General features: G+C 58.9%; 20 protein-coding genes. 4 read left to right on the forward strand and 16 right to left on the reverse strand.

Annotation, left to right across the window (positions count from 1 at the left end):
* From tpiA to gap, 3 genes are all read right to left on the reverse strand, one after another.
* Nucleotides 1-542 (reverse strand): triose-phosphate isomerase (tpiA, locus tag ACO5Z0_RS00005; protein WP_485648678.1); only part of this gene is annotated, 542 nt, incomplete at its 3' end.
* A gap of 223 nt (nucleotides 543-765) precedes the next feature.
* Nucleotides 766-1,983, reverse strand: a complete 1,218-nt coding sequence (locus tag ACO5Z0_RS00010) for a phosphoglycerate kinase (protein ID WP_485648679.1) — start codon at nucleotides 1,981-1,983, stop codon at nucleotides 766-768.
* Between the two features lie 163 nt (nucleotides 1,984-2,146).
* Nucleotides 2,147-3,160 (reverse strand): type I glyceraldehyde-3-phosphate dehydrogenase, encoded by a 1,014-nt coding sequence (gene gap, locus ACO5Z0_RS00015; protein WP_485648680.1) that lies wholly within the window; start codon nucleotides 3,158-3,160, stop codon nucleotides 2,147-2,149.
* Between the two features lie 295 nt (nucleotides 3,161-3,455).
* Here gap and ACO5Z0_RS00020 point away from each other — a divergent pair, with 295 nt between their 5' ends.
* Complete coding sequence (locus tag ACO5Z0_RS00020) at nucleotides 3,456-4,289, forward strand: hypothetical protein (protein WP_485648681.1); 834 nt, start codon at nucleotides 3,456-3,458, stop codon at nucleotides 4,287-4,289.
* Between the two features lie 105 nt (nucleotides 4,290-4,394).
* On the opposite strand, the gene ACO5Z0_RS00025 is transcribed toward ACO5Z0_RS00020, so the two are convergent.
* Entirely contained in the window at nucleotides 4,395-5,078 is a 684-nt protein-coding gene (locus ACO5Z0_RS00025) for a PepSY domain-containing protein (protein ID WP_485648682.1), read from the reverse strand.
* Nucleotides 5,079-5,310: 232 nt separating this feature from the next.
* On the opposite strand from ACO5Z0_RS00025, the gene ACO5Z0_RS00030 reads away from it, so the two are divergent.
* From ACO5Z0_RS00030 to ACO5Z0_RS00040, 3 genes are all read left to right on the forward strand, one after another.
* Complete coding sequence (locus ACO5Z0_RS00030) at nucleotides 5,311-6,813, forward strand: sensor histidine kinase (protein ID WP_485648683.1); 1,503 nt, start codon at nucleotides 5,311-5,313, stop codon at nucleotides 6,811-6,813.
* Nucleotides 6,810-7,514: a response regulator transcription factor gene (locus ACO5Z0_RS00035; RefSeq protein WP_485648684.1), complete on the forward strand. Its 705-nt coding sequence runs from the start codon at nucleotides 6,810-6,812 to the stop codon at nucleotides 7,512-7,514. Before ACO5Z0_RS00030 ends, ACO5Z0_RS00035 begins: the two co-directional genes overlap by 4 nt.
* A gap of 152 nt (nucleotides 7,515-7,666) precedes the next feature.
* Nucleotides 7,667-8,677 (forward strand): nuclease/transposase family protein, encoded by a 1,011-nt coding sequence (locus tag ACO5Z0_RS00040; RefSeq protein ID WP_485648685.1) that lies wholly within the window; start codon nucleotides 7,667-7,669, stop codon nucleotides 8,675-8,677.
* Nucleotides 8,678-8,787: 110 nt separating this feature from the next.
* Here ACO5Z0_RS00040 and ACO5Z0_RS00045 read toward each other — a convergent pair whose 3' ends face one another.
* From ACO5Z0_RS00045 to hflX, 12 genes are all read right to left on the reverse strand, one after another.
* Nucleotides 8,788-10,209: an NADH-quinone oxidoreductase subunit N gene (locus ACO5Z0_RS00045; protein WP_485648686.1), complete on the reverse strand. Its 1,422-nt coding sequence runs from the start codon at nucleotides 10,207-10,209 to the stop codon at nucleotides 8,788-8,790.
* 2 nt (nucleotides 10,210-10,211) lie between these two features.
* Nucleotides 10,212-11,738 carry a complex I subunit 4 family protein gene (locus tag ACO5Z0_RS00050; protein ID WP_485648687.1) on the reverse strand — a complete coding sequence of 509 codons (1,527 nt, stop codon included), beginning with the start codon at nucleotides 11,736-11,738 and terminating at the stop codon, nucleotides 10,212-10,214.
* The gene (gene nuoL, locus ACO5Z0_RS00055) at nucleotides 11,738-13,639 is read right to left on the reverse strand and encodes an NADH-quinone oxidoreductase subunit L (RefSeq protein ID WP_485648688.1); all 1,902 of its coding nucleotides are present in this window, start codon (nucleotides 13,637-13,639) and stop codon (nucleotides 11,738-11,740) included. Before nuoL ends, ACO5Z0_RS00050 begins: the two co-directional genes overlap by 1 nt.
* Nucleotides 13,640-13,650: 11 nt before the next feature.
* Nucleotides 13,651-13,962 carry an NADH-quinone oxidoreductase subunit NuoK gene (gene nuoK / locus ACO5Z0_RS00060; RefSeq protein ID WP_442673425.1) on the reverse strand — a complete coding sequence of 104 codons (312 nt, stop codon included), beginning with the start codon at nucleotides 13,960-13,962 and terminating at the stop codon, nucleotides 13,651-13,653.
* Nucleotides 13,959-14,462 carry an NADH-quinone oxidoreductase subunit J family protein gene (locus tag ACO5Z0_RS00065; RefSeq protein ID WP_442673424.1) on the reverse strand — a complete coding sequence of 168 codons (504 nt, stop codon included), beginning with the start codon at nucleotides 14,460-14,462 and terminating at the stop codon, nucleotides 13,959-13,961. The genes nuoK and ACO5Z0_RS00065 overlap by 4 nt, the downstream gene beginning before the upstream one ends.
* A complete protein-coding gene (locus ACO5Z0_RS00070) occupies nucleotides 14,455-14,865 on the reverse strand; it encodes a 4Fe-4S dicluster domain-containing protein (RefSeq protein WP_485648689.1) in 411 nt (136 codons plus the stop codon). The genes ACO5Z0_RS00065 and ACO5Z0_RS00070 overlap by 8 nt, the downstream gene beginning before the upstream one ends.
* A gap of 30 nt (nucleotides 14,866-14,895) precedes the next feature.
* Entirely contained in the window at nucleotides 14,896-15,933 is a 1,038-nt protein-coding gene (gene nuoH, locus ACO5Z0_RS00075) for an NADH-quinone oxidoreductase subunit NuoH (protein WP_442676665.1), read from the reverse strand.
* A 12-nt stretch (nucleotides 15,934-15,945) separates the two neighbouring features.
* Nucleotides 15,946-17,043 (reverse strand): NADH-quinone oxidoreductase subunit D, encoded by a 1,098-nt coding sequence (locus ACO5Z0_RS00080; protein WP_485648690.1) that lies wholly within the window; start codon nucleotides 17,041-17,043, stop codon nucleotides 15,946-15,948.
* A complete protein-coding gene (locus ACO5Z0_RS00085; protein WP_485648691.1) occupies nucleotides 17,016-17,516 on the reverse strand; it encodes an NADH-quinone oxidoreductase subunit C in 501 nt (166 codons plus the stop codon). Before ACO5Z0_RS00085 ends, ACO5Z0_RS00080 begins: the two co-directional genes overlap by 28 nt.
* Before the next feature lies 1 nt (nucleotide 17,517).
* Nucleotides 17,518-18,021, reverse strand: a complete 504-nt coding sequence (locus ACO5Z0_RS00090; protein WP_442673911.1) for an NADH-quinone oxidoreductase subunit B — start codon at nucleotides 18,019-18,021, stop codon at nucleotides 17,518-17,520.
* Complete coding sequence (locus ACO5Z0_RS00095; RefSeq protein WP_485648692.1) at nucleotides 18,012-18,365, reverse strand: NADH-quinone oxidoreductase subunit A; 354 nt, start codon at nucleotides 18,363-18,365, stop codon at nucleotides 18,012-18,014. The genes ACO5Z0_RS00090 and ACO5Z0_RS00095 overlap by 10 nt, the downstream gene beginning before the upstream one ends.
* Before the next feature lie 67 nt (nucleotides 18,366-18,432).
* The gene (hflX, locus tag ACO5Z0_RS00100) at nucleotides 18,433-20,319 is read right to left on the reverse strand and encodes a GTPase HflX (RefSeq protein WP_485648693.1); all 1,887 of its coding nucleotides are present in this window, start codon (nucleotides 20,317-20,319) and stop codon (nucleotides 18,433-18,435) included.
* Between the last annotated feature and the right edge of the window lie 16 nt (nucleotides 20,320-20,335).

Genomic DNA, 20,335 nt, shown 5'->3' on the forward strand with positions numbered 1-20,335 from the left:
AACGTCGCCGTCTTGCCCGTGCCGATCGCCCAGATCGGCTCGTAGGCGATGACGAGCTTCGCTGCCTCTTCGGCGGAGAAGCCGTCGAGCGCCGCCTTGATCTGCTTCGTCACGAAGTCGATGTAGGTGTTCGCCTCGCGGATCTCAAGCGGTTCGCCGCAGCAGATGATCGGTGTGATGCCCGCCGCAAACGCCGCCTTGGCGCGCTTGTTGACGCCCTCGTCCGTCTCGCCGAAGTACTCGCGGCGCTCGGAGTGGCCGAGTACGCAGTAGTCGACGCCGATCTCCTTGAGCATCGCCGTCGAAATCTCGCCCGTATAGGCGCCGCTCTTCTCCCAATGCACATTCTGTGCACCGATGTGGATGTTCGAGCCTTTGACGGCTTCTGCCACGGCGGCGAGCGCCGTTGCCGTCGGGCAGGCGACGACATCGACGTCCTTCGCATCCTTCACGAGCGGCATAAGCTCCTTGACGAGCGCTACGCCCTCGGCGATCGTGTTGTTCATCTTCCAGTTGCCTGCGATAATGGGTCTTCTTGCCATAAAATCTTCCTCCTTTTGAAGAAACACGGATACATTCAGCCGCCCATCTTCATACATCCGGACAACTTCATTTTATCCGCGTTTCCCTAACGAATCCATCGGGGGCGCGTCAAAAATGCACCGCGCCCTCGAAACCTCTATCATGCCCATGCTGCTTGGCTTGGCGGCAAACTTCGCACAAACGTCCGCCTGGCGGCGCTGTGCGCCATCTCGTCCGAAGCTCTTACTTCTCGGCAATCGCCGCGATGCCCGGCAGGACCTTGCCCTCAAGGAACTCCAGCGTCGCGCCGCCGCCCGTCGAGATGTGCGAAATCTTGTCCGAAAGCCCCGTCTTCTTCAGCGCCGCGATGGAATCGCCGCCGCCGACGATGCTCGTCGCGCCCGCCTCCGTCGCATCGGCGACGGCTTTCGCGACGGCGAGCGTGCCCTTGGCGAACTCGTCGCACTCGAAGACGCCCATCGGACCATTCCAAATGATCGTCTTCGCGCCCTTCAGCGCTTCAACATACGCCTCCGACGTCTTCGGGCCGCTGTCGAGCGCCTGCCAGCCATTCTCCACCTTATCGACCGCAACGACCTTCGTCTTGCCCTCGGAGGCGAACTTCGCCTCGTCGGCGAGCGGGAACATGTTCGCGACGGCGACGTCGAGCGGCAGGATGACCCTGACACCCTTCGCCTGCGCCTTTTCCAGAAGCTCTTTCGCGAGATCCATCTTGTCCGGCTCGCAGAGCGAATCGCCGATCGGCAGCCCCTTGGCGGCGTCGAACGTATGCGCCATGCCGCCGCCGATGATGATCGTGTCGACCTTCTCGATCATGTTGCTGATGACGCCGATCTTGTCCGAGACCTTCGCGCCGCCGATGATGGCGACGAAAGGATGCGCGGGCGCTTCGAGCGTCTTGCCGATGTAGTTGATCTCCTTCTCCATGAGGAATCCTGCGACCGTTTCAAGATCGGCGGCAATGCCGACGTTCGACGCATGTGCGCGGTGCGCGACGCCGAAAGCGTCGTCAACGGCGATATCTGCAAGCGAGGCGAGCTGTTTGGCAAAGGCGGGATCGTTCTTCTTCTCTTCCTTGTGATAGCGCAGGTTTTCGAGGAGCAGGACTTCACCCGGCTGCAAGTCCGCAGCTGCCTTCTCGGCTTCGGGACCCACGCAGTCGGACGCCCACTTCACGTCCTTCTTCAAAAGCTCGGCGAGATGCTTGACGAGATGCTTCGTCGAGAACTTCTCTTCCTTCGCCTCCGTCGGGCGGCCGATGTGGCACGCGAGGATCAGCGCCGCGCCGCCGTCCAACAGATGGTTGAGCGTCGGCAGCGTGCGCACCATGCGCGTGTCGTTCGTGATATTCATCTTGTCGTCGAACGGCACATTGTAATCGACGCGCACGAAAACCTTCTTGCCCTTGACGTCGATGTCCTTGATCGTCTTCTTGTTCATAAAAATCCTCCCATAAAAAGAACAGAGGTCCAGCCCAAACGCGGCCGGACCTCATGGATCTTAACTCAGCTGATTTTTCAGAAAGGCGCGCTAGCTTCGCCTCTCCCCGCGCTCCGCCGACCGCTCTCGCTCTCAGAAAGCGCTGAATTTATCAGCGATTCTCTTACTTCAGTTCAGCAAAGTACTTGATCGTGCGAACCATCTGGCTCGTGTAGCTGTTCTCGTTGTCGTACCACGAGACCACCTGCACCTGCGTGTTGCCGTCGCCGATGGGGCTGACCATCGTCTGTGTCGCATCGAAGAGCGAGCCGTAGCGCATACCGATGATGTCGCTCGATACGATCTCATCCTCGGTGTAGCCGTAGGACTCCGTCGCTTCCTTCTTCATCTGCGCGTTGATCTCGTCCACCGTCACTTCGCCCTTGACGACAGCGAAGAGAAGCGTCGTCGAACCCGTAGGCGTCGGCACGCGCTGCGCAGCGCCGATGAGCTTGCCCTTGAGCTCGGGGATAACGAGACCGATCGCCTTCGCCGCACCCGTCGAGTTCGGCACGATGTTGACGGCAGCGGCGCGGCTGCGGCGCAGATCGCCCTTGCGCTGCGGGCCGTCCAAGGTCATCTGGTCGCCCGTGTAGGCATGAATCGTCGCCATGATGCCGCTCTGGATCGGCGCGAGGTCGTTGAGCCCCTTCGCCATCGGAGCGAGGCAGTTCGTCGTGCAAGAAGCCGCCGAAATGACCTTGTCCTCGGGCTTCAGGATCTTGTGGTTGACGTTGAAGACGACCGTCGGCAGATCGTTGCCTGCGGGCGCCGAGATGACGACCTTCTTCGCGCCGGCGGCGAGATGCGCCGAAGCCTTCTCCTTCGACGTATAGAAGCCCGTGCATTCGAGCACGACGTCGACGTCATGCTTGCCCCAGGGAATCTTCGAAGCGTCGGCTTCCTTATAGATGTTGATCTTCTTGCCCTTGACCGTGATGGAATCTTCGCCGGCTTCCACCTTATCGGCATATTCGTACTTGCCCTGCGTCGAATCGTACTTCAAGAGGTGCGCGAGCATCTTGGGGTTCGTGAGATCGTTGATGGCTACGACTTCATAGCCCTCTGCATCAAACATCTGACGAAACGCGAGGCGGCCGATACGTCCGAAACCATTGATCGCTACTTTTACTGCCATTTGTAAAATACCCCCTAGTCCTTCCCCCGGCTTTGCCCGGCGGCGATACAGACGCGGCGCAAACAGAAAGCGCACGCCGTCTGCGAAACCTTATGGCAAAAGGAAAATCCTCTGCCAATTCTTTCTTAATATTATACTAAAACGGGAGCAATTGTCAATGATATTATAGGGTTGGAAATCTTCATCCAATATTGAAGAAAGCAAAAATATTTGTTATAATACAGGAAGAATATACTAGAAATGTCTTGGATGATGTATATGCATGACCCGGCAGGGAAGCAGGGAGGAAAGAACGATGAGCAGCATTTCTTCAGTTTCAGTCAACCCCTACGGCGCCGCAACATTCCAAAAGATCAATCAAAATCTCGCGGAAGTCGGACGCCAAAAGGCAGCCATAGGATGGCACGAGGCGAAAGAGGTCTATAAGGCCTCGCCCTTCGGCAACGATACGAAGCTCGGCACCTCAAAATTCCAACAATCAAACAAAGAAGCGGAACAGCTTGCCAATCGCTCGATCGCGCAGTCCGCGCGCGCAGCGAAGGAGATCTACATGTCCTCGCCCTTCGGCAACGACACGAAGATCGGCACCTCGAAGTTCCAGCAGTCGAACACAGAGGCGACCATACTCGCCGGTCGCTCCATCGCAAGCTCTGCCCGCGCCGCCAAGGCGTACTACATGGGTTCGATCTTAGGCAACGACACGAAGCTCGGCACCTCAAAGTTCCAACAGTCGAACGAAGAGGCGGCGCAGCTTGCCGGTCGCTCCATCGCAAAATCAGCCCGCGAGACGAAAGCCGTCTACATGGCTTCGCCCTTCGGCAACGATACAAAGGTCGGCTCCTCGAAGTTCCAAAAATCAAACGAGGAGGCATTCGCCCTTGCACAGCAGTCCGCTTCGCGTGCATCGAAAGCGGCGAGCGCCGTTTCCAAGTCCTCGCCTTTCGGCAACGATACGAAGGTCGGATCGTCCGCTTTCCAGCAGGCGAACAAGCGCATCGTCCAGACGGCGGCAAGCCATACGCCATCCGTGCTGCAGCAGGCAAAAGCCGCCTACCTGCGCCAGATGCAAAACGCCGCAGAAGCTGCGAAGAACCCCTCGCGCAGCACAAAAATTGACATCGGCTCGTAAGCGATGCGCCGATGCACATAACGAAAGCAAAAGAGAGCCTGCCGCAGGGAAAACATGCGGCAGGCTCTCTTTTTTCGTACACCTCATCATCGGCGCACATCATACTCAGTCATCGATTTCACGGTAGAGCACCGCGCCCGACTGCGCGTCGAGAATCAGCTCATACTTCACATTATTTGCATAGCACTTCACGCGGTAAACAGGCTGGAACAATGCGCGGTTCGGTGCAGGAGCGACGGACGCCGTGCCGGGCGCAGGCATCGCAGCATCCGGTGCAGGCGCAGCCGGCTGCTGTACAGCAGGCGCCAGAGCAGGCGGCGTCTGCGGTGATACAGGAGCGCCCTGCGGCGGCATCTGCCTGTCATGTACGTCCTTCGGCAGATTGCCGCGATGATCCTTTCTCTCGTGCTTGTCCTTCTGATCTCGATGCTCCCCGTCACGACGATCTCCCTTGTGCTTGCCGTCATCGTGCTTCCTTCCTTTCGCGCGGTTCTCCGCAAGCTCCACCTTGCGGTAGGTGATCGCCGTCTCATCCACGCCGATCGCATCGGCGACGAGCGTACGCACCTCATTCTCCGACAAGAGCGTAAGACCTTCCTTCTCCGCCTGCGTCCGAACCATCTGCGTGCGCGCTTCGCTGACACGCGCTTTGGCGGCGGCTTCCTGCCCGTGATGCCAATAAGCGCCGCCGCCCGCAAGCACCGCGCCGAGGACGGCGACGACGCCTGCACGCTTCAAATTCTTCGCCGAGAAGATACCCTTTGCCGTTTCCATGATCTTGTTTTCCATTTGGAAAGCCTCCTTTTGAATAGAACGTCATGTCATAAATGCCTCTGCAGGGCGGCTCATGTGCTCGCCCCTTGCATGATTCAAGTATACGGCGTGCTCTTAAATCCCCGACAAACGAAAGCTAAACAAAAACGAAACAAAGGGGAAACATTTGCAAGAACTGACACAAAAGCGGATATTTCCTGTATAATGGGAGACAAACATCGTCCTTGCGGCAGCTAAGGAGGCTTTCATGCTCAAACTCCGAGACATTTCCCTCAAAAAGCGCATTCTCCTAACCAACTTCCTAATGATCGCGCTTCCCGTCGGCTTCCTGCTCGTACTCGGCGGTCTGCTCTTCGCAGGGCTCAAAACGACAGGCACGATTCGAGAAGCGGAGCTTGCTCTCTTGTGGCAGGACAAGCGCGAGGCGCTGTCCATACAGCTCGCCGTCAGCTCCCTCAAGGCGAAGGCTGATCGCGGCAAGAAGGTCAGCGACATGGAAGCAGACTGCCGCGCACTTGAGCGATGGGGCGTCGACAGCCTCATCGCGAAGAACGGCGACATCGTCTACGCATCCCCCGGCGCCGACCCGCAGGAACTCCTCGCGAGCGTCCAAACGCTCGCCGACGGCTCCCACTCCTTCCTGCGCTGGGACGAGGACGGTCTCACGCTCCTCTATCGCGCAGAGAAAACACGCACCACCGTCATCGCACGCGGTCTCATCCCCTTCCACGCACGCGCGCCGAAGGAAGAACATCCGCTGCACGATGTATGGGAAATCCTCGCTTACATCTTCCTCGCGGGCATGGCGATCGTCATCACGGCGCTCGGCCGCTACCTCGCACGCCTGCTTTCCGAGCAGATCATCTCACCCTTGGAAAAGCTCAAAACCGCCGCCGATGAAATCCGCCGCGGCAATCTCGACGTCTCCTGCGCCATCGATTCGGCGGACGAGATCGGCGCGGTCGGCCGCTCCTTCGACTTCATGCGACGCACGCTCAAAGAGGAAAAAGCTCGGCGCGAAAAGTACGATGAAAACCGCAAGGAACTCATCGCAGGCATCTCGCACGATCTCGCGACGCCCTTGACCGCCATCAAGGGATACGCGAGCGGCATTCTCGACGGCATCGCCAAGAGCCCTGAGAAGGAATGCCGCTATATCGAGCAGATTCACGAAAGCGCCTGTCTGATGGAAACTATGGTCGAAAACCTTTTTCTATTTTCCAAACTCGATCTCAAGAAGATTCCCTTCCATCTGGAAAGCGTCGCCCTAGCCGACTACCTCGCCGACTTCGTCAGAGACCGAAGCGAACTCTTTGCCGCACGCGGTCTCGCGCTTTCCTTCTCATCCGACGGCAAGCCGTGCCGCGCCGCCATCGACCGCACGCAGTTCCCGCGCGTCCTTGAAAACTTCCTCGAAAACAGCATCAAGTACCGCCGCGAAGACGTGCCCGCCGCGCTGCACATCCATGCCGAAGAAGCGGGAGAAACCGTCCGCCTGAGCTTCACCGACAACGGACAGGGCGTGCCGGAAGAAGCCTTGGGCAAGCTCTTCGACACCTTCTACCGCACCGACCGCGCACGCACCGACACGAGCAAGGGCAGCGGCTTGGGGCTCGCCATCGCACGCGAAATCGTCTCTGCCTGCCACGGCACGATCCGCGCCGAAGCAAATCCTGCAGGCGGGCTCATCCTCAAGATTTCCCTGCCGCGACAAGAAGAAACGACTGAAGAAAGAAGGGGCGACGCATGAAACGCATCCTGATCATCGAGGACGACAAAGCGATTGCAGAGCTTGAGCGCGACTACCTCGAAGCCAACGACTTTTCCGTGGAAATCATCTCCGACGGCAAAAAAGGCGAGGAAAAGGCGCTCGCCGAAGACTTCGACCTCATCCTGCTCGACCTCATGCTGCCAAGCGCGGACGGCTTCGCCGTCTGCCGCGCCATCCGTCGGGAAAAAGATACGCCGATCCTCATGGTATCGGCGCGACAGGAAGAAATCGACAAAATCCGAGGGCTTGGCCTCGGCGCCGACGACTACATCGTCAAGCCCTTCAGCCCCAATGAACTCACGGCTCGTGTCAAGGCGCATATCGCACGCTACGAGCGGCTCACACAAAAGACGGTGCAGCAGTCGGACAGCATCTTTACGGGCGGACTGGAAATCCGTCCCAAAGCGCGGCGCGTCTTCACGGACGGCAAAGAAGTCAGTCTCACGCGCCGCGAGTTCGATCTGCTGCTCTTCTTCGCCGAGCATCCCGGCATCGCTTTCAGCAAAGACAAGCTCTTCGACCGCATCTGGGGCATGGATGCCCTCGGCGACACGGCGACCGTCATGGTTCACATCAACCGCATCCGCGAAAAAATCGAGCCGAACCCCGCCGAGCCCATCTACATCGAAACCGTTTGGGGCATCGGCTACCGCTTTTGCGGCGATGCGCACAAAGGTTGATCTGAAACATACGCAAAACGCATGGGGAAACAAAGAAAGAGCTGCCGCACCGTCGCAGCAGTTCCTTCCGCATTCTGTCAGCCGCAGAAATCCTGAAAATCTGGCAAATCCATCTGAATCATGCTATGATAGAGATAAAGGAGTGGTCTTGCATGACGTCATCGCCAAGCTTCACGCTTGAGGATTTGTTGCTCGGCTATGCGAATCCCGCCTACGACCAGCACGCCAAGCGTCTGCTCGCACAAAAGGACGTCGTGGCGCGAATCCTCAAAGGCGTCGTTCCCGAATTTCATCATATCGATCTGACGACCATCGCCAACCAATGCATCGAAGGCGAGCCAGAGATCGGCGCCATCCCCATCGACATGGACAAGACGAATGCTGCCAGGCAGATGCCAAAAGAGCTTCGCGGCGACAATACGGAGAGCGCCAGCCCCACCGAAGGATGGATTCGCTTCGACATCCTGTTCCACGCGATAGTGCCTCAGTCAGGCGAAAGGATCACTTTGATCGTCAACATCGAGGCGCAAAAAACGCAGTCGCACAGCCGCCTCGGCTACGCATTGCTGCGGCGAGCCATATACTATGCCTGCCGCTTGATTTCTTCCCAAAAGGAAACGGAGTTTGCCAAATCGAACTATGACGATATCAAAAAGGTATATTCCATCTGGATCTGCATGGATGCTCCCGACGAGAAAAGCGCCATCAACGTCTATGATATGCAGGAGCGGCATCTTCTGCATATCACAAAAGCAGAAAAAAGCCATTACGACTTGCTGAGCATCATCATGATCTACCTTGGCGCAGACAATTCCAGCAATGATCTCATCCGTTTTCTGAACCTCTTATTCCGCGACACAGCAAAATCTGCGGCAGAAAAGAAGAAAATTCTCGAATCCGAATTCGACCTGGATATTTCGAGCGATATGGAAAAGGAGATGAACACCATGTGCAATTTGAGCGAAGGCATCTTCGAACAAGGCATCGTACAGGGCATTGAGCAAGGCATCGCGCAGGGACGTGAGCAAGGCATCGCGCAGGGCGAATCGGGCATGATCCTTTCCATGCTCAGAAAAGGCTATGACCTCACAAGCATCGCTGATATATCCCAATGGTCAATCAACAAGATTGAGCAGCTGGCAAAGGCGCATCATCTGCTGTAAGACTGCCCGCCCTCTGCGCCCCCGCCTTATCCCCGTTTTCTCAACCTCTTTCCCACGACAAGCAAAACAGCCCTGCGGCACACGCCGCAGGGCTGTTTTTTCCTCATCCGTCAAAAGAATGTCGCTGCCACGAAATTCGTGAGGTTTGCCAAGGGTTCCGGATAGACGCCGAGGGCGAGCGTCAGGGCGACGCTCACGAGGACGCAGGCGCGAAGTGCGCCGGAGATCTCCACGGGAGTTTTCGGTCCTTCGCCGAGGTACATCGCCTTGACGACGAGCAGATAGTAGTAGACGGAGATCATCGACATGATGAAGCCGACGAAGGCGAGCCAGAATCCGCCTTGATCGACGACCGCCGTGAAGAGGTAGAGCTTGCCCGCGAAACCTGCCGTCGGTGGAATGCCCGCCATCGAGAGGAGCGAGATCGTCAAGACGGCGGCGAGGACGGGCGCGGTTTTCGCAAGTCCCGCGACATTCGCCATGTCGGGCTTGCCGCGCTGCGCCTCGACGGCGGTCAGCACGGCGAACGCGCCGATGTTTGCAAACGCATAGAGTGCGAGGTAAAAAAGCAGCGCTTTCATGCCCGCCGCATCCGCCGCGACGACGCCGACGAGCATATAGCCAACCTGCGCGATCGACGAGTAGGCAAGCATCCGTTTCACATCGTCCTGCACGATCGCCATGACGTTGCCGCCGACCATCGAGAGCGCGGCCAGCCCTGCGAGAAGCGAGAGCCATGTGCCGCCCAGCGGCGGGAACACCGTCAGGACGAGCCGCAGGAGTACGGCGAACGCCGCCGCCTTCGACCCCATAGCGAGGAGCGCCGCGACAGGCGCGGGCGCACCCTCATAGACATCGGGCGCCCACATGTGGAACGGGATCATCGACAGCTTGAAAAAGAGTCCGGCAAAGACGAGCGCCATGCCGACGATGCCGAGCGGTGTGAAGAGCCGCAGGCTGTCGGCAACTGCCGCAAAGCGCAGACTGCCCGCCGCGCCATAGAGGAGGCTCACGCCGAAAAAGAGGATCGCGGACGCCGCCGCGCCCAAGACGAGGTACTTGATCGCCGCTTCACTCGACAGTGCGTCGCGCTGGCGAAGCCCGACGAAGATATAGAAGGAAATCGTCATCAGCTCCAGCCCGACATACATCGTGAGGAAGTCGTTCGCCGAAGCCATGACGCACATGCCGAGCACCGAAAAGACAAGGATCGCATAGAACTCGGCGCGAGAGCGCAGAAGCCTTTCGACATAGTCGCTCGAAAACAGCACGACGAGCGCCGAACTCACAAGAAAGATCTGCTTGAAAAACACGGCATAATTGTCCACGAGGTAAAGCCCCGCATAGAACGAAGAAGCCTCGCCGCCGCGATAGAAGGAAAAGCCGTAGCCGAAGAGCGCGAGAAGCGCGACGACCGAGATCGCCGCAAGGCTCGTGCGCGGCTCCTTCTTCGGCAGCAGCACGCCCATCGCCAGAAAGAGCAGGGCGAGTGCGAGAAGACCAAGCTCGATGCCGATTGCTGAAAAATCCATGCTCAGTCCCCCCCTAAAAAGAAGCCGATTTGGCTCAACTGGTCAAGCATCGGCTGCAGCGGCTCCGTCCCCGTCGAAATCAGCCCCAGAAGGAGATGCGGGAACACGCCGAAGCCCACGAGCGCCGCGCCCAAGAGCACGAGCGGCATAAGCTCCGCGCCGTGCATATCGCGGTACGCGTCAAACTTCTTGTCCGCCGGGCCGAACAGCACCTTGGCGAGAAGCCGCAGCACATAGAGCGCCGTGAAGATGATGCCCGCGATGGCGAACACCGCGAGAAGCGGGAACTCCGCGAAAACGCCGACGAAGATCGTGAACTCCGGCACGAAGCCGATGAGCCCCGGCAGCCCCAGGGACGCCATGCCCGCAAGCATGAAGCCCGTCGCAAGACGCGGCATCTGATAGGCAAGCCCCTTGAGATCGTCCACCGTGCGAAGATGCGTCTTTTCATAAATGAAGCCGATCATCGCGAAGAAAAGTGCGCTCATCACGCCGTGCGCCACCATATTGGCGACCGCGCCCGAAACGCTGACGACGTTCAGCGCCGCGAAGCCCAAGAGCACATAGCCCATGTGCGACACCGACGAGTAGCCGACGACGTACTTCAAGTCCTTCTGCACGAGCGCGATGTAAGCGGCATAGAGCACGTTGCACATCGCGAGGAAAGCGATCAAAGGCGCCCAGAATTTCGCGCCCAGAGGCAGCACGAGCAGCCCGATGCGGATGAGACCGTAGCCGCCGATTTTCTTCAAGACGCCCGCATGGATCATCGATACCGCCGTCGGTGCGCCCGCATAGCCGTCGGGCGACCAGCTGTGGAACGGGAACATGGAGAGCAGCGAGCCGAAGCCGATGAGGAGCAGGAGGAACGCGCCGATCTGGAAGCCCGGGCTGAAGTGTCCCGCCTGCGCCGCAAGCGCAAGCATCTGCATGTCGAACGTGCGGCTGCCCGCAGGGAACGCCGTGAGGTAGAGCCAGACGACGCCGACGAGCAGGAACGCCGAGCCGAGCAACAGGTAGATCGTCAGTTTCATACCCGCGTATTCCTTCGTCACGCGCTTCGTCGAGCCGAAGAGAATGACGAGAATATAGATCGGGATGACAACGACCTCGTAACACAAGAGGAAAATAAAGAGATCGTTCGCGACGAACGTCCCCGTGACGCCCGTGATCAGCACGAGAAGCAGGATGAAAAACTCCTTGGAGCGCTCCTTGACATGCCATGAGGAAAAGACCGCCGAAATGCCGATCAGCTCCGTCAAGAAGAGCAGCGGAAGCGAGATGCCGTCAACGCCGAGCGCGTAGGAAACGCCGAGATCGGTGATCCACGGCACGCGCTCCGTATACTGCATACCGCCCGCCGCGAGGTCATAGCCGAAGTACGCCCAAACGGAAAGAACGAAGGAAAACGTCATGGCGGCAGCCGCCACGATGCGAATGGCAGAGCGCGACTCACGGCTCAAAAAGCACAGGAGAAACGCCGCCGCCAAAGGCGTGAGCAGGATGACCGACAACACGGGAAAGTCCATCAGAAGCCACCTCCCACGAAAAGGACGCCGCCTGCACAGTAAACGCCCAAGAGCGCGAGCAGCGCCGCGCCGACGAGGACGACCGTCGCATAAAACTGCGTCTGCCCCGTTTCAAAGAACGACAAGACGCCGCTCAAGAAGCGCACAAAAAGCGCGAGCATATTCACAAGACCGTCCACGATATAGAGATCGATCCAATAGAAGACCTTGCCGCAGCCGTCCACAAAGAGCCTGCGGAATCCCGCATACATCTCGTCGATGTAATATTTGTGATAACTCAGCTTGTAGAAAATGCCGAGCCTTTCCGCAATCCGATCGGCAGAAACGACCTGCTTCACATAGACGAGATAGGCGATGAGGAGCGCGAGAAGCGTCAAAGCGGTCGATACCCCCGCCACCATCGGATCGATCGCCCCCGCGTGCGCGTGTCCGTAGTAGACCCACGAGCCGAAGCCCCACGCATACCCGAGGAAGCCGCTCGTCACGGCGAGCGCCGCGAGGATAATGAGCGGCAGACGCATCCACCAGCCGGCTTCGTGCGCATGGTACGCCGCGCCCGTGCGGCAGTCGCCCAAGAACGCGACGAAGAGCAGACGCGCCATGTAGAGCGCCGTCATAAAGGCGGTGATCGTAGCCAGAACGTAGAGCGGCGTTGAAACTTCTGCCGCCGCGAAAAGAATCTCATCTTTCGAGAAGAATCCCGCGAAGGGCGGCAGCCCTGCGATGGCAAGCACGCCGATCGTCATCGCCGCGAACGTCCACGGCATCTTCTTCCGAAGACCGCCCATGCGGAAGATGTCCGCCTCGTCCGCGAGCGCGTGCATGACAGCGCCCGCCGAGAGGAACAGGAGCGCCTTGAAAAATGCATGCGTCATGAGATGGAACATCGAAGCCGTCAGAGAGCCGACCCCGAGCGCGAGTATCATATAGCCGAGCTGACTGACCGTCGAATAGGCGAGGATGCGCTTGATCTCGCGCTGCGTCAAGGCGATACTCGCGGCGAAAATCGCCGTCGCGCCGCCAACCCACGCGATGATACTCAAGAGCATCGGCGACGATGCGAAGATGAAATAGGCGCGCGCGACGAGGTAGACGCCCGCGACGACCATCGTCGCCGCATGAATGAGCGCGGAAACAGGCGTCGGGCCTTCCATCGCATCGGGCAGCCAGACATGCAGCGGGAATTGACCCGATTTTCCAATCGGCCCGATGAAGATGAGGAATCCCGCGACGGTCAAAAATACCGTGCCGAGCGTCAAGACCTCAAGCGGCACGAGCATACGAAGATTCAAGAAGTCGAGCGTGCCGAAGTGAATCTGCAAGAGAAGGATGCCGAGGAGCAGACCGAAGTCGCCGACGCGCGTCGTGATGAACGCCTTCTTCGCGGCTTCTCGCGCCGATACGCGCTGATAGTAGAAGCCGATCAAAAGGTACGAGCAAAGCCCGACGCCCTCCCAAAAGACGTAGAGCTGCAGGAAGTTCGATGCAAGCACAAGACCCAGCATCGACGCGACGAAAAGCGAGATGAACGCGAAGAAGCGCCCCATGCCGGGATCGTCCTTCATGTAGCCGACAGAATAAATCGCAACACAAAGCGCGACCGTCGTGACGACAAAGAGCATCATCGCCGTGATGGGATCGACGAGCACGCCCATTTCCAAGACAAGACTGCCGACCGTCGCCCAAACGACTTTCGTGACATAGGGCGCTTCCACCGTGATCGGCGTGGAGAGAACCGCCGCGATCACACCGCCCGAAAGCACGAAACTCGCAGCGATTGCCGTGACCGCGATCGCCGCCGCAAGGCGCCCCAGCGCACGCAAAAAGCCTGCGAGGACGAAAGCGATGCCCGGCAAAAGCGGTATGAGCCACGCATGATGCAAGGCGAATGAGGAAAACATCGTGCCACCCCCTAGCCTTTCATGCGCTGCAGCGCATCGAGCGAAATCGTATGGCTGTCATGGTAAATGCGGAACGCGAGCGCAAGCCCCACGGCGATCTCCGCCGCACCGACCATCATCGAAAAGATGGCCAAGAGCTGCCCTTCGAGCGCATCGACCGGCAAAAAGCGGTTGAACGCGACGAGATTCAGATTCGCCGCATTCAGCATCAGCTCAATGCTCATGAGCACGACGATGAGATTTCTCTTTTGGATGAGTCCGAAAAGACCGATGGAAAAGAGGATTGCCGCCAGTATGAGATAATGAAGAAGACCTACGCTCATTGTCCTTCCTCCTTTGCCAAAACAATCGCGCCGACGAGAGCCGCCAAAAGGAGCGTCGCCGCCAGCTCGAAGGTCATCACATACTCGCCGAGCATGAGATCGGCGAGTTTTTCTATCGAATTGCCGACAGGCGCATCCATGACCTCCGCGAAAGGCGTCACATAGACGGCGGAAAAGACGACGGCGAAGAAGAGAGCGGCGGCGACGGGCGCGGCGAACCATCGCGCGTTGTCGGGACTCGTTTCCTCACCCGGCGCATGGCGCGTGAGCATGACGCCCAAGACGATGAGCACGGCGACGCCGCCCGCGTAGATCATAAGCTGCGCCGCGCCGAGGAAGTCCGCGCCGAGCTTGAAGTAGAGGCACGCGACGCCGATGAACGTGACCGTCATGAGAAGCGCCGCATGTACGAGCTTCTTCGCGAGCACGACGCCGAGCGCCCCCGCGACCGTAACGGCTGCGAGGAGGTAAAAGACGACCTCTCCCAAAAAATCACTCATGCGGCTCGCCCCCCCTCTTTTTTTCTTCTTCCACCGCATCATACTTCATATCTTCCTTGAAATACGATGCGATGGCAAAATCCCTGTCCCAGTGAATCGCCTTCGGCGGGCAGACCTCGACGCATATCCCGCAGTAGATGCAGCGTCCGATGTCGTGCCAATACGCCGCCATGTGACGCTTCTTCGCCTCGTCCGTCACGACGGAGAGATCGAGCGCCGCATTCGGACAGCTCATCGCACAGAGGCGGCACGAGATGCACTTCTTCGTTTCCAATACCAGATGCCCGCCGCGAAAACGCTCGGTCATCGGAATCTTTTCCTCGGGATAAGAAACGGTTTCCTTCTTGCCCCAGAGATGACCCCACGTCACGCCGAGGCCTTTAGCCAATCCTTTGCCCCACAAAGTTCCTCACTCCTTTCGCCGAAGCGCCGCTTAAAACATCTGCCAGAGCATCATGCCGACGCCCGTCAAAAGGACATTGAGCATCGCCGCAGGCAGAAGAAGCTTCCAGCCGAAAGCGATCTGATGGTCGATGCGAAAGCGCGGAAACGTCCAGCCGACCCATTGGAACACGACGATCATGATGAGCGCCTTGAGGAAGAACCAGAAGATGCCCGGCAAAAACGCCGGCCCCTGCCAGCCGCCCAAAAAGAGCGTCGTCACGAGAATGGCGATGGAAAGGAGGTTCGCGAACTCCGCGAGGAAAAACAGCGCCCAGCGCATACCGCTGTACTCCGTGAAAGGGCCGGCGATGATCTCCGACTCACCCTCCAAGAGGTTGAACGGCGGACGATTGCTCTCGGCGATCATGCAGATGAAGACGATGAGAAACGCGAGCGGCTGCTTGAAGATGTACCAGCAATCCGCCTGCGCCTCGACGATGCGGCTCATATCCAAAGAGCCTGTGAGCATGACGACGCCCATGACGGCGAAGCCGAGCGGCAGCTCATACGACAGAAGCTGCGCGACGGCACGCATCGAGCCGATCAGCCCGTACTTGCTGTTCGACGCGAAGCCGCCCATGAAGAACGGCAGCACCGCCTGCGCCGAGATTGCGAGCAAGAGGAACAGCCCGATGTTCACGTCGGCGAAAACGACGCCCGCATCAAACGGATAAAACGCATACAGAAGCGCCGCCGGCACAAAGACGAACACCGGCGAAAGGCTCCAAAGAATACGATCGGCGCCGTCCGGCATGATGTCCTCTTTGCCCATGAGCTTCAACGCATCCGACACGGGCTGCAAAAGCCCGCCCGGTCCCACGCGGTTCGGCCCCAAGCGCACTTGGATAAACGCGCAGACCTTGCGCTCACCGAAGGTAAAGACGAGCGCCGCATTCATGACGACCATCAAGAGGACGGCGATGCCGAGAAACGTCATGACGACCTCGGCGAGAAAAGCGTCGCCGAGCGCACCCGTCAAAAACAGGCGCAGCTCGTTGATATATGCATAAACGATGCCCGTTTCCATCGTTTCACCCCCTCAGCAATCGACCTCGCCCATCAGCGGGTCGAGCGTCGAATAAACGACAACCGAATCGGCGATCAGTGCGCCGCGGCACAAGGGATCGAGCGCCTGCAAATTCACGAAGGACGGCCGCCGAATATGCACGCGGTAAGGCTTCGCCGTGCCGTCGCTCACGATGTAGAAGCCCAGCTCGCCGCGCGTGTTCTCGACACGGTGATAGACCGAGCCTTTCGGCGGGCGAAGATTCGGGGAAACGACCTTGCGGCACGAGCCTTCGGGCATCTCCCGCAACGCCTGCCGGATGATCTTCGCGCTCTCGCCGATCTCCTTCAAGCGCACCTCGTAACGATCCCAGTCGTCACCCTGCGTACCGACAGGCACCTCGAAGTCGAGGCGGTCATAGACGCTGTACGGCTCGACGCGGCGAATGTCATAGGCGACGCCCGTCGCACGCAAGTTCGCGCCCGAGAGCGACAGCGCCTTCGCTTCCTCCGCCGTCATGGGCGAAACGCCCTTCATGCGCGCGTAGAAAATCTCGTTGCCCGTGATCAGACGGTCGTACTCGTCGAGCATTTCAGGCACATAGTCGAGAAACGCCTGCGTCTTTTCTATGAACTCCGGCGTCGCATCATAGGCGACGCCGCCCAAGCGAATATAGCTCGTTGACATGCGTGCGCCGCAGATCAGATCAAAGAGATCGAGCACCTTCTCGCGGTCGCGAAATGCGTAAATGAATGCCGTCGCTGCGCCGAGATCATTGAGCAGCGTGCCGAGAAAGATGAGGTGGCTCGCGATGCGGTTCAGCTCTGCCGCGATGACGCGCAGATACTCGGCACGAAGCGGCACGCGGATGCCGGCGAGCTTCTCCACCGCCGTACACCATGCGAGGTTGTTGTTCATCGAAGACACATAATCGAGCTTATCCGTATAGGGCAGGCATTGGGCATACGTGCGCGACTCCATGAGCTTTTCGATGCCGCGATGGAGATAGCCGAGAATCGGCGTCGCACGCTCGATGCGCTCGCCCGAAAGCTCCAGCTCGACTTGCAGCACGCCATGCGTACTCGGGTGCTGCGGCCCCATGTTCAGGATGTAGGTGCTTTTTCCAGCCATACGAGCTTACCTCCCTCCATTTTCGGCACGGGCGCGATAAAATCCTTACGCAAGGGATGCGCCGGATAGTTGTCCGGCATCAAGATGCGCCGAAGATCGGGATGACCTCGGAAATCAACGCCCATCAGGTCGTAGACCTCGCGCTCCTCAAACTCCGCCCCCGGATAGACCGCCGTCGCCGACTCGATGACGGGCGCGGCGCTCTCCAATGCGACGTTGACTTCGAGCTTCACGTTCTCTTCCATATTATAGAGGTGGTAGACCATGTCGATATGATCCTTCCAATCGACCGCTGTGAGATTGCCAAGACGGTCGAAGCCCTCCTTTTCCTTGAGCGCACGCAGTACGGCGAGAAGATCGGCGGCATGGACAAAGAGCACCGGCTCTTCAGCTTCTTGATCGAACGTCGCCTTGGGGAAAATCTCAACGAGCGTCTTGAGCCGTTCCTTGGAAAAATACATCGTTGTCCGCATCTTACCGCACCCCCGTCCGCTTCGCACGCTCCGGATGCCGAATCTTGTCGCGCAGCTTGATCATCGCGTCGATCAGAGCCTCGGGACGCGGCGGGCAGCCCGGCAGGTAAAGATCCACGGGCAGCACCTCGTCAAGACACGGAACCGTCGCATAAGAATCCGTGAACGGCCCGCCGTGGATGTTGCAGTTGCCCATCGCGATGACATACTTCGGCTCGGGCATCTCCTCATACAGACGAATGAGGGGCGGCGTCATCTTCCACGTCAGCGTGCCCGCGACGATCAAAAGATCCGACTGGCGCGGCCCCGCACGAAAGACCTCATAGCCGAAACGCGCGATGTCAAAGCGCGAAGCCGCCGTCGCCATCATCTCGATGGAACAGCACGCAAGCCCCGAAGCGAGCGGCCAGATCGAGCGCGAACGCGCCCACTTGAACACCGCATCGACCGAAGTCACAATCACATTTTCCCTAAGTGCGGCAGGGACCAGCTCCACTACTTCCATGCGAGATCCCCCTTCTTCCATGCATACCAAAGACCGAGTGCCAATATTCCAAGAAAGACAAACATTTCCAAAAATGCGAAAAGTCCGAGTCGGTTGAAAGAAACCGCCCAAGGAAAGAGAAACACCGTTTCGACATCGAAGAGGAGAAACGCGAGCGCATAGCGGAAGTAGCCGACATGATACTGCACATCGCTCGACCCGACCGTATCGACGCCGCACTCATACGGCTTCTGCTTCTCCGGCGTCGGCTGACGCGGCTGCAAAAGACGCGCCGGCGCGAGAACCATGAACGGAAACGCAATCGCCACGAGGAGAAATAGCCCAAGGCCACCGAATTCTCCCATAGAAACTCCCCCTTTATAATAGCTTATAGTTATGCTGTAATAATTCGTGATAATTATTAGTATAGATTTACACGGGGGCTTTGTCAAGGGAGCAATGCCGCTGATAGCGGCGAAAGCGAGCAGCGGCTTCTTCCGAGAGACGCACGGTAATCTGCGTGCCATGCTCATCGTAGCCCGTCTCGAGGACGGTTCCTGCTTCATGCAGCTTTGTGACGACAGCGGTTTCCGTGAACGGAATATGAAGCTTCATCTCGACTTCACCGACACGGAAAAAGTCGGTGATCTTTTCTAAGAGCACGGCAAGCCCCGCACCCGTCTTGGCAGCGATCGCACAGCCCTCACGACCGCGCAGAAGCCGACGGACGGCGGGCAAGGCGTCGCCTGCATCAGAAAAGCCGCCTGCCGCTTCGCCTGCACCCGCATCGCCCACATCGGTCAATCGATCCATCTTGTTCAGCACATAGAGCATGGGCTTTTCGGCGGCGCCAAGCTCTTTTAGAACTTCGGTGACGGCTTCGATTTGAAAAGCAGCGGCTTCATTCGAGACATCGACGACGTGCAGCAGCAAGTCGGCTTCGACGACTTCTTCAAGGGTTGCGTGGAACGCCTGCACGAGCGTATGCGGCAGCTTCTGGATGAAACCGACGGTATCCGTCAGGAGGATCTCGCGGTCGTCCGCAAGTCTAAGCGCCCGCGTCGTCGGGTCGAGGGTGGCAAAGAGCTTATCCTCAGCGAAAACATCGGCGCCCGTCAGCGCATTCAAGAGCGTCGATTTGCCGGCGTTCGTATAGCCGACGAGAGCGGCGACCGGAATGCGTGCAGCACGGCGGCGCCCGCGATGCAGACTGCGCTCTTTTGCAAGGCGCTCGATCTCGCCTTCGATATCGTGGATGCGGCGGCGGATGCGACGGCGATCGACTTCGAGCTTCGTTTCGCCGGGACCGCGCGTGCCAATACCGCCGCCGAGCCGCGAGAGCACAAGCCCCTGCCCCAAAATGCGCGGCAAGCTGTACTTCATCTGCGCCAGCTCGACCTGCAGTTTGCCCGCCGCGGTGCGGGCGCGCTGCGCGAAAATATCGAGGATCAGCGCCGTGCGGTCGAGAATCTTCACGCCGAGCGCCATCTCAAGATTCCTCTGCTGCGACGGCGTAAGCTCATCGTCGAAAATGACGAGCGTCGCACGCTCGTTCTGCATAAACATCGCCATCTCCTCGATCTTGCCGCGCCCCAGAAAAAGCGCCGGATCGGGACGCGCCTTCTTCTGGATGAAGCTGCCGACGACGACCGCGCCCGCCGTGCGCGCAAGCTCCGAAAGCTCGGCAAGCGAATCCTCCGTCGTCCACGCCGCGCCGACGGCGGCTGCATCAAGCCCTGCAAGCACGGCGCGCTCCTCCTCGTCGGCGGTCGCCTGCGTACGTTCCTTCGCCAGCCGCTTGTTGATGCTCTGTATGAGCGGCGTCAATCGGACGCGGTTCAAAAGATCCGCACGAACGGGACCAAAAAGCTGCACTCGCGGCGTGCCGTCGTCGTCTTTCTCGCCCGTAAAAAAGCCCATGCAGCCGACGATCTCACCGGCAAGACGCCCGATCGCCGCCATCGCGTCGAAGCGCAGGCGGCGAAGCGACGAGATGTCGGGATCACTCAGCTCCGTATCACCGCTCGGATGCGTATGGATGCAGCGCACGCCGGAAAGGCGCACCTCCGAGCGTGCGTCAACAGCAGGCAGATCAACCGTCCATGTATTGCCGACGGAAACCTCGATGACGCGCCCCTTGCGGTCGATATAGACGGCGACCTCGCGCCCGATCTCCTCCGTGACAGCGCAAAGCTGCTCATTCAGTTCCCTCGTCGAAAGCTGCCCGACCGGCACGCTGAGATCATAGAGACTCTCAAGGTGGCGCGTGATATGCGGTTTGAGGTTTTGCATCTCGCCTTGGATTTTTTTATTCTTCATGACATTTCACCCATTA

The organism is Selenomonas sp. (assembly GCF_057272215.1).

Coding starts and splice junctions, on each gene's coding strand:
- ACO5Z0_RS00010 (WP_485648679.1), bottom strand. CDS start 1,983: ATGAACAAGAAGACGATCAAGGACATCGACGTCAAGGGCAAGAAGGTT.
- gap (WP_485648680.1), bottom strand. CDS start 3,160: ATGGCAGTAAAAGTAGCGATCAATGGTTTCGGACGTATCGGCCGCCTC.
- ACO5Z0_RS00020 (WP_485648681.1), top strand. CDS start 3,456: ATGAGCAGCATTTCTTCAGTTTCAGTCAACCCCTACGGCGCCGCAACA.
- ACO5Z0_RS00025 (WP_485648682.1), bottom strand. CDS start 5,078: ATGGAAAACAAGATCATGGAAACGGCAAAGGGTATCTTCTCGGCGAAG.
- ACO5Z0_RS00030 (WP_485648683.1), top strand. CDS start 5,311: ATGCTCAAACTCCGAGACATTTCCCTCAAAAAGCGCATTCTCCTAACC.
- ACO5Z0_RS00035 (WP_485648684.1), top strand. CDS start 6,810: ATGAAACGCATCCTGATCATCGAGGACGACAAAGCGATTGCAGAGCTT.
- ACO5Z0_RS00040 (WP_485648685.1), top strand. CDS start 7,667: ATGACGTCATCGCCAAGCTTCACGCTTGAGGATTTGTTGCTCGGCTAT.
- ACO5Z0_RS00045 (WP_485648686.1), bottom strand. CDS start 10,209: ATGGATTTTTCAGCAATCGGCATCGAGCTTGGTCTTCTCGCACTCGCC.
- ACO5Z0_RS00050 (WP_485648687.1), bottom strand. CDS start 11,738: ATGGACTTTCCCGTGTTGTCGGTCATCCTGCTCACGCCTTTGGCGGCG.
- nuoL (WP_485648688.1), bottom strand. CDS start 13,639: ATGTTTTCCTCATTCGCCTTGCATCATGCGTGGCTCATACCGCTTTTG.
- nuoK (WP_442673425.1), bottom strand. CDS start 13,962: ATGAGCGTAGGTCTTCTTCATTATCTCATACTGGCGGCAATCCTCTTT.
- ACO5Z0_RS00065 (WP_442673424.1), bottom strand. CDS start 14,462: ATGAGTGATTTTTTGGGAGAGGTCGTCTTTTACCTCCTCGCAGCCGTT.
- nuoH (WP_442676665.1), bottom strand. CDS start 15,933: ATGGAAACGGGCATCGTTTATGCATATATCAACGAGCTGCGCCTGTTT.
- ACO5Z0_RS00080 (WP_485648690.1), bottom strand. CDS start 17,043: ATGGCTGGAAAAAGCACCTACATCCTGAACATGGGGCCGCAGCACCCG.
- ACO5Z0_RS00085 (WP_485648691.1), bottom strand. CDS start 17,516: ATGCGGACAACGATGTATTTTTCCAAGGAACGGCTCAAGACGCTCGTT.
- ACO5Z0_RS00090 (WP_442673911.1), bottom strand. CDS start 18,021: ATGGAAGTAGTGGAGCTGGTCCCTGCCGCACTTAGGGAAAATGTGATT.
- ACO5Z0_RS00095 (WP_485648692.1), bottom strand. CDS start 18,365: ATGGGAGAATTCGGTGGCCTTGGGCTATTTCTCCTCGTGGCGATTGCG.
- hflX (WP_485648693.1), bottom strand. CDS start 20,319: ATGAAGAATAAAAAAATCCAAGGCGAGATGCAAAACCTCAAACCGCAT.